The organism is Planktotalea sp. (assembly GCF_018607965.1).
GTDB lineage: Bacteria > Pseudomonadota > Alphaproteobacteria > Rhodobacterales > Rhodobacteraceae > Planktotalea.
The window spans coordinates 1-12,299 of record NZ_JABBAM010000083.1 but is presented as its reverse complement, the minus strand read 5'-3'; the positions used below and the strand labels follow the sequence as shown (position 1 = coordinate 12,299).

Here is a 12,299-nt window from a genome sequence, read left to right as displayed (position 1 = left end):
TCGTGAATCATATCAGCCCCACAGGCTCAATCAGTTAATGGGTCCTGACCCTAGGATCACGCGAACCCGCGATCAGATGGGGCCAGCATGGCAAAGAAGAGCACAACAAATCCATCCTTAAATGTGATGATAGTCGTCCAAAATGGCCGTTTGGCCTATGAAGCAGCACTTTTTGCGGCCTCTTTGCGCCATTGCAGTCCTGATTTTCAGGGTCGCTTGCTTTTGGCTGAACCCATGCCTAGCCCGCTTTGGGCAAAAGACATGCGCCTGCCAGACGGCGAATTGCGCGACTTGCTGATCGAACTTGGCGGCGAATTCATTCAATTCGAAAGTAAAGTTTTTGGTCAAAGTTACCCCTATGGCAACAAGATCGAAGCCTTGGCTGCGATGCCCAAGGGCGAAAACTTCGTCTTCTTTGACACGGACACTCTGATCACAGGCGATCTATCTGAAGTCCCGTTCGACTTTGCACGCCCGTCTGCTTCGCTACGTCGCGAAAACACGTGGCCCCAGCAAGAACTCTATGGTCCCAAATACGCTGAAACGTGGAAGTCACTGTATGATAAGTTTGGCCTTGATTTCGAGAGCTCGTTGGATCTGAAATATCCAGACGAATACTGGCGCCGCTACCCCTATTATAATGCAGGCTATTTTTACTCTGAATGCCCGCAAAAATTTGGTTCGCGCTTCTTGGAATACGCGACAGCCATCCGCGATGATGCGCCTGTTGAACTTGTGTGCCAAACGCTTGATCCATGGCTTGATCAGGTTGCGTTGCCTTTGGTCATCCACAGCTTTGGAGGCGGCAAAGATACCCTGTCTCGTGGCCTGTTAGATGGCGATGTCAGTTGTCATTATCGGATGTTGCCCCTGCTTTATGCGCGTGAAAGCGATCGTGTGGTCGAGGTGCTCGAAGAGGTCACAGCGCCCAACAAGATCAAGAAGGTCCTCAAGGGTTCTGAGGTCATCAAACGTATGGTCTATCAGGGTCGCGGCCACAAAGTGCGTGACCTCTTTGATCAAGACGACCTGCCCCGAAAGGAGCAGGCCATTCGCAACCGGATCAAGAAAAATAACTTCTGGATGCGTTAACCGGCACGAAAACATCTGTCCGCTTATGGGCAGAATTCCAAAACGCATGTTCCAAATTCCGTGCGCTATGTTGTGAGACTGGCGTCATTGGCATAAAGCTATCCCAAACGCATATAAACCTGAGGATAGAAAACATGACTGATGGACCCAGCTACGGCTTTGACACGTTGCAAATTCACGCAGGTGCCCGCCCTGATCCCGCAACAGGCGCGCGCAACACGCCGATCTACCAGACCACAGCTTATGTTTTTCGCGACGCAGAACACGCAGCGGCCCTCTTTAACTTGCAAGAGGTCGGCTACATCTATTCCCGCCTGACCAACCCAACGGTCGCGGTTTTGCAGGAACGCATTGCAACGCTTGAGGGCGGTGTTGGCGCGGTTTGCTGTTCTTCTGGTCACGCAGCCCAGATCATGGCGCTGTTCCCGCTGATGCAACCCGGCATGAACGTTGTTGTGTCCACACGTCTGTATGGCGGCACGATCACGCAATTTAGCCAAACGATCAAACGTTTCGGTTGGGAAGCCAAGTTTGTTGATTTCGACGACGGCGCTGCTGTCAAAGCTGCCATCGACGACAATACGCGCGCGGTATTCTGTGAATCCATCGCAAACCCCGGCGGCTACATCACTGATTTGGATGCCATTTCTGCGATCTCTGACGCGGCAGGCATTCCCTTGATCGTGGATAACACGACAGCCACGCCATATCTGTGCCGCCCTATCGAACACGGCGCGACACTGGTCGTTCACTCCACCACGAAGTACCTCACAGGCAACGGCACTGTGACAGGTGGTTGCGTTGTCGACAGTGGCAAATTTGACTGGACAGCCTCAGACAAGTTCCCATCCCTCAGCCAGCCAGAGCCTGCATATCACGGCCTAAAATTCGCGGAAACCTTCGGCCCATTAGCCTACACATTCCACGGCATTGCCATCGGTCTGCGCGACTTGGGCATGACCATGAACCCACAGGCCGCGCACTACACATTGATGGGCATTGAAACCCTGTCCTTGCGTATGGATCGTCACGTGGAAAACGCGATGACAGTGGCAAGCTGGCTCGAAACGAACGAAAACGTGGATTACGTCACATACGCCGGCCTGCCGTCATCGCCCTACAATGACCGCGTCGCGAAAATCTGCCCAAAGGGTGCAAGTGGTTTATTCACCTTCGCGCTCAAAGGTGGCTATGACGCTTGCGTGAAACTGGTCAACAGTCTTGAGATTTTCTCACACGTTGCAAACTTGGGCGATACACGCTCTTTGGTCATTCACTCGGCTTCTACAACCCACCGCCAATTGACGGTTGAGCAGCAAGAAGCAGCCGGCGCAGGCCCGAGCGTTGTGCGTATCTCCATCGGTCTGGAAAACGCTGAAGACCTGATTGCGGATTTGGATCAGGCGATCAAAGCCGCGTCCTAAGTCGTTCAAAACTCAAAATGAAAAGGCCCCGCACTATGTCGGGGCCTTTTTGTTATTCAGCGATGGCGAACACGACTTTGACGCGCGCACTCTGACTGACTTCGCCCTGCGCAATTGGCACGGAAGATGAGCGCGACATCGACATTTCCATCATCGGCGCCGGCATTCCGCCACCATCATTCAAGTCCTCAGTGATCAACAAAATGTCCCCTAAAGTGATCCCCGCTGCCGTTGCATATAGCTCGGCTCGACGACGCGCCTCTGAAATGGCAGCCATGCGCGCTTGGTCAAGGATTGGGGACGGATCAATCAGCCCCAATCGAAAGCCCGAAAACGAATTAGCACCGTCGCGCGTCACCTGATCCAAAACGGCACCAAGCTTGTCCAAATCACGCAAATTCACTTGGATCGAATTGGACGCCTCAAAGCCCACAGGCGGAATCATCTCACCGTTTTCATCGCGCGAATTTTCGCGCCAAACAGGCCGCAAGTTCAATGATGATGTCTGCATATCTTTCGAATCGACCCCCATTGCATCCATCCGCGAGAGAATCGCTGCGACCGCTTCATTGGTTTTTGCCAATGCATCCGCCGCACTTTTCGCGGCATGACGCGCCCCAAGCGAGATCACAGCTTTATCAGGTGCCGCGCTGACACTGCCGTTCCCAATCACAACAACAGTCCGCATCGGGGCCTGCGTCTGGGCGATCACAAGGGTCGCATGACTAGCTCCCAAGGCCAGAAACAGCACAAATATCCAATTTTTTAGGGGCATTGTAACTCTCTTTCTCTATTCAAATTGCAAACACTGCAGGATCATCCTGCCCGCTATTAGATGTTAGACGCAAGCGCAGCACTGATCCTTGGGCGAAAAGCCAATGTAAGATAGGAAAATTTGGGGTAAACTTCTCTACGGCAAGACTTCTTTCGCTAGGCAAGAAGCTGCTATACTTTGGTTAATGTGGCGTACCGACTCCCAGTGCGCGCGTGGGGAGACTATTTAACTCGTATGAGACCGAATTTTGCACTGTCGCTTTCCTACAGCGGAATCCAACTCCTTCAGCGTCAGGCTGCGGGATGGGGACGCGTGGGCGATGTCGACATAGGTTCCGCCGATCTCGCAGGTGATCTTGCCGCGTTGAAAGACAAGGCAAGCACGCTCGGCAGTGGACCTGTTGAAACCAAACTGATTATTCCCGATGATCAAATCAAATATCTGTTCGTTGATGCCAGTGGTTTGGATAAAGACGCGCTTCATGCCGCAGTCCTAAGTGCCCTCGATGGCGCTACACCTTACCCGGTGGATGAGCTGGAATTTGATTTTGCCAATGAAACAGACCGCGTCTATGTTGCTGCCGTCGCCAAAGAAACGCTGCAAGAAGCAGAAGCTTTCGCAACCGACCATGGCTTCGAACCCCTTGGATTCGTTGCCGCACCCCCATCTGATCTGTTTCCCAAAGAGCCAAATTTTGGATTGAGCGCATCTGCTAAAGCTAGGGGTGTCGTGGCTTTAGAAACTGACAGTGTTCTCGCTATCGCGACGGGCGAAGCGGTCGCAATGCACCCTGTTGCCAAACCGGTGTCTGTTACGGATGAGGTTGCTTACACTTCGCCGCTCGCCCCGAAAATAGACCCGGCCACGATTGCAGACCCCACAACGCCTGCTCTTCCTGGTTTCTCTTCGCGTCGCGCTGACCCTGTGAAACAGGAAATCGAAAATGTACAAACGGCACCAATTGTACAAACGATTGAAACACCTGCCCTTATTGCTCCACGGCTTGATGGCGCACATCGTGATGTAGGTTTAGAACGACCACCTGTTGCACCGATCCCCGTTTCAGCCCCAACCTTGAACGAAAACGCCAATTCACCACGTATCACGGGAATGTCCATGGCTGCGTTGAACGAGGGCGATGTTGGCGCAAGTCTATCAGCAATGCGTCCTGGCGTGGCGCAAGATTATGATAATGACCTACCTCAGATGCCTGCGGGTTTCGCGGCTGTACCGCGCTCTACCCCCCCCTTTCGAGGTGCGGCTGATGGCGCACCGATTGCCGATCTTCGCGCCCCTCAGGATCAGCCCGATGCAACAATTGCACCGATTACAAAACTGAAGCGCAATGGTACGTCTGCCGCGATCAAAGTTGCTGCACTTGCTGGATCAGCGGGTGGCGCAGCTGTCGCTGGTGTCCAAGGGATCTTAGCCAAACGCGCCCTGGCAAAGAGCACGTCAAAAGAGCCTCTGCCAGAGCCAGAGGTCGAGATCGTCACGCAAGACGAAAAAGAACGGATGACCGTTTTTGGAGCGCGCAAGCCAAAGAAAACAAAAGATGCCAGTCCAGTTGGAGGCAAGCCCCACTTTTTGGGACTTATATTGACGGCGATCTTGCTTTTGTTCCTTGTCACCGTCGCAGCTTGGGCGTCCGTATATCTTGACGAGGGTTTGGCCCGTTTCTTTGGTGGTACGGATCGTAACACAGCAGTTGCAGAGCTTTCGTTCACAGACGAGGGGCCAAACGAAGAGGAGTTGGTCGAGCTGGCCTCATTCGAAAGTGGTGAAGAAGATTTTGCGACTGGCGAGTTGCCGTTTACCCAAGACGCACTTGTGCAGGTCGAACCATCTCCACCGCTAATTTCGCCCGAAGAAGCAGCCGCAAAATATGCGGCGACGGGCATTTGGCTTGCAACGCCCATTCAACCCGCATCGCCCCTTAAGATTTCGCTAGACGACATATACTTAGCATCCATCGACTCTCGCATCGTTGGGCAGGATGCATTTGCCCTTGCACCCCTAAACCGCCCCCAGGACTTTTTGCCAAACGGGCTTAGCGCACCGATACCCGCGGGATCGGATCTAGCAGACAACGATCTAGTCGTCGCAACACCCGATGGTGTCCTTACGCCGGAAGGCGCTTTGGTAATTCTGGGGCGCCCTTCGCGCGTGCCTCCAGCACTTCCTGAGCGCCTTCGCACCGCGGCATTGACACCTGACGACACACCAATAGCAGACGTAATCGAGGATCTGCCCGTTGCGTCCTTACGTCCAAAAGTGCGCCCCTCAGGCCTAGTTGAAAATGCCGAACGCACCCAACTCGGTGGTAATTCCCGCGCCGAGCTTTCTAAGTTACGTCCAAAATTGCGTCCGAAAGTGGCAAAAGAAACCGAAGAAATCCAGGCAGCCGAAGCCCCCGCAACACGGCTTGCGGTGGCAAGTTCCCGAGTGCCCTCTGTACGCCCGCGAAATTTCGCACGTATCGTTTCGCGCGCTCAGAAATCTGCGGAACAGCAGGCAGAACAACAGACCACGCAAGTTGCTGCGGTCGCCCCACGCACAGTGACGCCGCGCATCCCTTCGAGCACGTCAGTTGCAAGATCAGCAACCGTTAAGAATGCAATAAACCTTCGCCGCGTTAATTTGATCGGTGTTTATGGGAAACCCCCTAGCCGTCGGGCCTTGGTTCGTCTTTCAAGTGGACGCTATAAGAAGGTAAGGGTCGGCGATCGTGTCGATGGGGGTCGCGTGTCTGCGATTGGTGAGGGTCAGTTGATCTACACGAAAAGCGGACGCAGTGTGACGCTGCGCATGCCGAAAAGTTAGCAGCGCCACAAGGACCATGATTTAATCGGCAGAAAGTTCGCCGCTGTTGATTTGCTCCTGTTCGATCGATTCAAAAAGAGCTTTGAAATTCCCCTCGCCAAAGCCGTCATCCCCTTTTCGCTGAATGAACTCGAAGAAAATCGGGCCAATCACTGTTTTCGAAAAGATTTGCAACAATATCCGCGTCTCGCCACCATCGACGACACCTTCCCCATCGATCAGAATGCCGAGCGTCATCATACGGTCAATCGGTTCTTCGTGGCCACTTACCCGTGTCTTTGAGAGATCGTAATAGGCTGGCGGTGGGCTTGGCATAAACAAAATCCCGCGCCCAGCAATTTCATCAGTAGCCTCGTAGATATCCTTTGCACCCACCGCGATGTGTTGGATCCCTTCACCATTGTATTTCTTAAGATACGCAACGATCTGCCCTGTTTCGCCACGATCCTCATTAATCGGGATGCGAATACGACCACAGGGCGAGGTCAACGCACGGCTGAACAGCCCCGTGAATTTACCCTCAATATCAAAGAAGCGGATTTCGCGAAAATTGAACAGATCACGATAAAACGCGAACCACTTGTCCATGTTTCCTTTGAACACATTGTGCGTCAGATGGTCGAGATAGTGAAAGCCCACCCCTTCTGGGTTGGCCTTACCCACCCATTCAAATTCTTCGTTATAGGGCGACGTTGCCCAGTAGTTTTCAATAAAGTAAATCAAAGACCCACCGATCCCCACGATTGCAGGTACATCCATTGTCTTGTCAACGCCCTCGTAGGGGACGGCCCCCTTTGCAACAGCATGTTCAAATGCGTGTTTCGCATTCACCACTCGCCACCCCATTGAGGGCGCACAAGGGCCATGATCGTCGATAAATCGCGCGGCAAAGCTATTCGTTTCGGCGTTGATAATATAAGTAATGTCACCTTGTTGCCAAAGCTCAATCGCTTTGGATTTATGCGTGGCTGTATGCGCATACCCCATTTTGGCAAACAGATCGCGCAGATCTTGTGGATTCGGGTGCGCGAATTCTACGAACTCAAAACCGTCGGTGCCTGCGGGGTTTTCATCGCTAATTGTCGCGCGTGGTGCGTCGTGTGGAAACGGTCCCATAGGGAAACTCCTAGATTTGAATGCAACTCCCGAGAAATCTAACGCAGAAACCACGCGCTGTTTGCGCATTTGACATCGCCTTGTTACAAAAATGAGCAACAAGTACGCAATAAACATCAAAAAGGTGTAATTTTCCCGCATGCTCGACGATACTGACAAGAACTTGCTCGCTGCGCTTCAAGAAAATGCGCATTTGACAGCGCAAGAATTGAGCGAACGATTGAACCTTTCCGCAAGCCAAGCAGGCAGGCGCCGCCAAAGGCTAGAGGCCAAGGGCTATATCAGTGCATATCGGGCTGCTTTGGATGCCACGCGTTTGGGTCTAACGGTACAAGCCTTTGTGCAGGTTCAACTGGGTACCCATGGCCCACAACAAGCCCGTAGTTTTTCGCGCTTAATAGAGCTGCGTGCAGAGGTGACAAGCGCTTGGACGCTCACGGGAGACGCTGACTACTTGCTCCGCGTCTATTGCAGTGATTTATCAGGACTTAATCAACTTATTCATGATGTTATCCTTCCACACCCCGCTGTTGCGCGTGTGCAAAGCCAGATCGTCATGGATCAACTAAAACAAGACGCGCCGCTTCCCACGTAGCGCCTAATTTGAAAGATCGGCCATGGAAGGTTTCCTTTTTTCCGCCTCTATTTATCTTGGTGCTGCAGTCCTTGCAGTCCCTGTCGCCGCACGCCTCGGCCTAGGGTCGGTCTTGGGATATCTCGCGGCTGGTATTTTGATCGGCCCTGTCTTCGGATTGGTAGGTACAGAAACTAAAGAGCTGCAACATTTCGCTGAATTTGGTGTTGTTATGATGCTGTTCTTAATCGGCTTGGAACTGGAACCGCGGGCGCTTTGGGACATGCGCCACAGGCTGATCGGCCTCGGTGGATTGCAAATTGTACTGACAACATTGGCTTTCATGGGCGGCGCAATGGCGCTTGGCCTGACGTGGTCGGTGGCTTTGGCGGTTGGTTTAATCTTTGCACTGTCCTCAACAGCGATCGTTTTGCAAACTCTTAGCGAAAAAGGCCTCATGCGCACCGCAGGCGGGCGTTCAACATTTTCCGTTCTGCTGACCCAAGACATCGCAGTCATTCCAATTCTCGCGCTTTTACCACTGCTCGCACTGCCTAAAACCCTGACACTGAACGCGGACGGCTCAATTGATCGCCATTTGGACGCGGATCATAGCACGGGCCACAGCAGTCTTAGTCTGGTTGCTGATCTGCCTGGATGGGGCGTCACGCTCGTCACTCTTGGTGCAATTGCCGCGATCATACTCGCAGGTGTGTATCTTGCCCGTCCTGTTTTCCGCTTCATCCACACCGCAGATTTACGCGAAATGTTTACAGCACTCGCCCTTCTCATCGTCGTTGGAATATCCTTCCTGATGATGCTCGTTGGCCTATCCCCCGCGCTTGGCGCATTCTTGGCGGGTGTGGTTCTAGCCAACTCAGAATTCAGACACGAACTTGAGACGGATATCGAACCGTTTAAAGGTCTCTTGCTTGGCCTCTTCTTTATCACCGTTGGTGCGGGCATCAATTTCACGGTTCTTGAGCGTGATCCGATGGGTATTTTTAGCCTGACTGCCGGCGTAATCTTGATCAAAGGTTTGGTTCTTTACGCACTATCACGAATCTTCAAGCTTCACGGCCGTGACCGCTGGTTGTTCACCCTTGGCCTCGCGCAAGCGGGCGAATTTGGGTTTATCCTAACCGCATTTTCCGTGGCTCAAAATGTGATTCCGATCGCACTTTCTGAACGAATCTTGCTGATAATCGCGCTTTCAATGCTTGTTACACCGTTGTTGTTTATCTTGATGGAGCTCATCAACAAGCGCGCAGGCATCACCGCACAAGAAATAGCGCAAGATGAAATTGACGAGGCAGGTCCTGTTATCATTGCAGGCGTTGGCCGTTTTGGGCAAATTGTGAACCGCTTGGTCAGCTCGTCTGGTTTCAAAACCGTGGTCATTGATAATGATATGAAGACGATTGAATTGATGCGACGCTTTGGCTTCAAGGGCTTCTTTGGTGACCCCACCCGCCCTGACATGTTGCGCGCAGCGGGCCTTGCGGATGCGCGCGTGTTGGTTGTCGCATTAGATGATCGAGATGCGACGTTGAAGTTGGTTGTGCACGCGCGTAAAGAACGCCCCGACTTGCATATCATCGCACGGGCTGGGGATCGCAGCGATGTTTTCCGTCTGTACAATGCAGGTGCAAACGACATCGTACGCGAGATGTTTGACAGCTCGCTGCGCGCGGGTCGTTACGTTCTGGAAAACATTGGCCTATCAGAATTTGAAGCGGCAGAGGCAGAGAAAACATTCTACGCCCATGACCGACACGCCATTCGAGAGCTTGCTGACGTTTGGGATCCAAACATATCTTCTGGCGAAAACGAGGCCTATATTGCACGTGCTAAGTCGCTAGAGCGAGACTTGGAAGCCTCGCTATTGACGCTATTGGAAAGTCGGCGTTCAGAGGGTTAGCCCGCAGCGACACCAGCTTCAGCAAAAGTCAGCATGCCTGAGTGACACTCAACCGCTGCCAACAGAATGTTGATCGCAAGGGTCGCGCCAGACCCTTCGCCAAGACGCATATCAAGTGACAGCAATGGAGTTTTGTCGAGCGCATCCAAAAGCTTGCCATGCGCGCCCTCTTCGCTAAGATGACCTGCTACCACGTGATCCAATGCACCGTCTTGCGCTTTGGCAAGGCAGGCTGCGGCGGCAGAACAGATGAACCCATCCAAAATCACAGGAATACGCTTTGCGCGCGCGGCGGCGATTGCCCCTGCCATTGCAGCCAATTCACGACCACCAAGGCAGCGCAAAATTTCCAAGCCATCGTCAGACGCGTGCAGTGCCACGCCCTCAGCAACAACGCGCGTTTTGATATTTAAAACATTGTCATCAACGCCAGTACCGCGCCCTGTCCAATCAGACGCCTTACCGCCATAAAGCGCGTTGGCGATTGCGGCAGCGGATGTCGTGTTACCGATGCCCATCTCACCGACGACCAGCAGTTCGGTATCTGCATCCACAGCATTCCACCCCGTCAGAAGGGCCACAACAACTTCGGCCTCAGACATCGCTGGGCTTTGCGTGAAATCGGCGGTCGGCGTTTCCAAATCTAGCGCATGCACAGACATTTCAGCGCCTGCGACACGGCTCAACTGATTAACCGCCGCGCCACCTTGCTGGAAATTGGCTACCATTTGCACGGTCACCTCAGTCGGAAAAGCCGATACGCCTTGCGCTGTTACGCCGTGGTTTCCCGCAAATACAATGACTTGCCGCTTGCCGACGCTTGGGCGATCCGTGCCGCGCCAACTGCCGTACCAAATTGCGAGTTCTTCCAATCGACCCAACGCACCGGGGGGTTTTGTCAATTGACCATTACGCACCTCAGCAGCCACGCGCGCCTCCTGATCAGGGCCCGGCATATCCACAAGCAATGTACGAAAGTCAGAAAGCGAAGAAAAAGCACTCATTTGGGCAACCCTTGTTGTAAGCAAACTTGGTTGCGTGTTTAACGGAACCCGCATGAGCGACAAGGTAGGAACGACCCTTTTGACACCCCAAAACGACTACTTTCGCGATTCAGCCTTAGCGCTGTCCCTGTTAACCCGTTTGCCGATCAAACTGGATGAGAGCGCTTATGCGCGCAGTGCATCTGCCGCCTGGGCCTACCCGATGGTTGGTCTTGTTACGGGCCTTCTTGCTTGCATAGCCGCGCAGATCACGTTGTGGCTTAGCTTGCCCTTATGGGCCGCTGCAATTGCAGCGATCGGGACAGGCATCATCATCACAGGGGCAATGCATGAAGACGGTTTGGCCGATTGTGCCGACGGATTTTGGGGCGGCTGGGATCCGGCAATGCGGCTCAAAATCATGCAAGATAGTCAGATCGGCACATACGGCGTCCTGGCATTGCTGATGGTTCAAGGGATGAGGTTTGGCGCAGTCATGGACGTTTTACGCTGGGACAGTTGGGCTATTGCCTTGATAGCAATCCATGTTGCGTCTCGCGCTGTTATGCCCATGGTCATGACAACCCTGCCCCATGCGCGCGACACAGGATTGTCACGCTCGGTTGGCAAAGTAAGTGCGCAGACGGCGTGGACAGCAGCAGTCATCGGCATTGCTGCGCTATTCTTCGCCTACGGAATTTGGGGCCTTGTTCTAAGCGCAATTGCAGCCCTTGCAGCATTCCTGTTCGCCAAGGTCGCACAAACTAAAATTGGCGGACAGACAGGCGACGTGTGCGGCGCAAGCCAGCAAATCACCGAAGTCACACTTTTGCTGGCGATCCTCGCGAGATAGGCAAACGCTAGATACAGAAAGGCCGCGCTTCCTCCCAAAAGCGCGGCCTTTCGTTTTCCCGTCTTGGTTCGCTTATGCAGCGGGCACCACGCGGGACATGAGAACGTCAATGATTTGACGTGCTGCAGCATCTTCGTCGCCACCTTGAACGGCACCGATTTCACGGGTCAAACGCTCAAGTGCCGCTTCGTAAAGCTGACGTTCTGAATAGCTTTGTTCGCGTTGATCATCCGTACGGTGAAGATCGCGCACAACTTCTGCAATCGCAATCAGATCGCCAGAGTTGATCTTTTGTTCATATTCCTGCGCACGGCGAGACCACATAGCGCGCTTAACCTTAGCTTTGCCTTTAAGCGTCTTCATCGCATAGGACACTTCATCTGGCGAGCTCAGCGAACGCATGCCAATATCGAGCGCCTTATGTGTGGGAACGCGCAGTGTCATCTTGTCTTTTTCAAACGCGATCACATAGAATTCCAGCATCGTCTCTGCGATCTCTTGCTCTTCGACGGAAACGACCTTCCCGACGCCATGCGCGGGATACACAACAAAATCATTGGGGCGAAAATCAAGGTTCTTCGACTTGCTCATACTGGGCTTTCCTCAGCTCATTTGGGATCATCAGACACGACAAAAATAGGCGCGCAGGCTTTCACCAGCGTTCCTCGCAACTTGTGGTTTTGGCTATTTCGCGGGGGTGCAGAAACAGATTTGTGTCAGGCAATCATTCATCATCTA

At 53.2% G+C, this 12,299-nt stretch carries 10 protein-coding genes; 6 read left to right on the top strand and 4 right to left on the bottom strand.

The window, feature by feature from the left end:
• Positions 1–87: 87 nt before the first annotated feature.
• On the top strand, positions 88–1,092 hold the full coding sequence (locus QZ279_RS08045; RefSeq protein ID WP_293449828.1) for a hypothetical protein: 1,005 nt from the start codon (positions 88–90) through the stop codon (positions 1,090–1,092).
• Between the two features lie 134 nt (positions 1,093–1,226).
• Positions 1,227–2,516, top strand: coding sequence for an O-acetylhomoserine aminocarboxypropyltransferase/cysteine synthase family protein (locus tag QZ279_RS08040; RefSeq protein ID WP_293449826.1), 1,290 nt, complete (start codon positions 1,227–1,229; stop codon positions 2,514–2,516).
• A gap of 52 nt (positions 2,517–2,568) precedes the next feature.
• Here the strand turns inward: QZ279_RS08040 and QZ279_RS08035 are convergent, their stop codons facing one another.
• Positions 2,569–3,291, bottom strand: a complete 723-nt coding sequence (locus QZ279_RS08035) for an SIMPL domain-containing protein (RefSeq protein WP_293449824.1) — start codon at positions 3,289–3,291, stop codon at positions 2,569–2,571.
• 234 nt (positions 3,292–3,525) lie between these two features.
• On the opposite strand from QZ279_RS08035, the gene QZ279_RS08030 reads away from it, so the two are divergent.
• Positions 3,526–6,114 carry a hypothetical protein gene (locus QZ279_RS08030; RefSeq protein ID WP_293449822.1) on the top strand — a complete coding sequence of 863 codons (2,589 nt, stop codon included), beginning with the start codon at positions 3,526–3,528 and terminating at the stop codon, positions 6,112–6,114.
• Positions 6,115–6,135: 21 nt separating this feature from the next.
• Here the strand turns inward: QZ279_RS08030 and hppD are convergent, their stop codons facing one another.
• On the bottom strand, positions 6,136–7,230 hold the full coding sequence (gene hppD / locus QZ279_RS08025) for a 4-hydroxyphenylpyruvate dioxygenase (RefSeq protein WP_293449820.1): 1,095 nt from the start codon (positions 7,228–7,230) through the stop codon (positions 6,136–6,138).
• A 139-nt stretch (positions 7,231–7,369) separates the two neighbouring features.
• On the opposite strand from hppD, the gene QZ279_RS08020 reads away from it, so the two are divergent.
• Positions 7,370–7,825, top strand: a complete 456-nt coding sequence (locus QZ279_RS08020; RefSeq protein ID WP_293449818.1) for an Lrp/AsnC family transcriptional regulator — start codon at positions 7,370–7,372, stop codon at positions 7,823–7,825.
• A gap of 22 nt (positions 7,826–7,847) precedes the next feature.
• Complete coding sequence (locus QZ279_RS08015) at positions 7,848–9,725, top strand: monovalent cation:proton antiporter-2 (CPA2) family protein (RefSeq protein ID WP_293449816.1); 1,878 nt, start codon at positions 7,848–7,850, stop codon at positions 9,723–9,725.
• Here the strand turns inward: QZ279_RS08015 and cobT are convergent.
• Positions 9,722–10,729 (bottom strand): nicotinate-nucleotide--dimethylbenzimidazole phosphoribosyltransferase, encoded by a 1,008-nt coding sequence (cobT, locus tag QZ279_RS08010; protein WP_293449814.1) that lies wholly within the window; start codon positions 10,727–10,729, stop codon positions 9,722–9,724. The genes QZ279_RS08015 and cobT overlap by 4 nt on opposite strands.
• A 52-nt stretch (positions 10,730–10,781) precedes the next feature.
• Between cobT and cobS the strand changes: the two genes are divergently transcribed.
• Positions 10,782–11,561 carry an adenosylcobinamide-GDP ribazoletransferase gene (gene cobS / locus QZ279_RS08005; protein ID WP_293449813.1) on the top strand — a complete coding sequence of 260 codons (780 nt, stop codon included), beginning with the start codon at positions 10,782–10,784 and terminating at the stop codon, positions 11,559–11,561.
• Positions 11,562–11,633: 72 nt separating this feature from the next.
• On the opposite strand, the gene QZ279_RS08000 is transcribed toward cobS, so the two are convergent.
• Positions 11,634–12,152, bottom strand: a complete 519-nt coding sequence (locus QZ279_RS08000; RefSeq protein WP_293449811.1) for a CarD family transcriptional regulator — start codon at positions 12,150–12,152, stop codon at positions 11,634–11,636.
• Between the last annotated feature and the right edge of the window lie 147 nt (positions 12,153–12,299).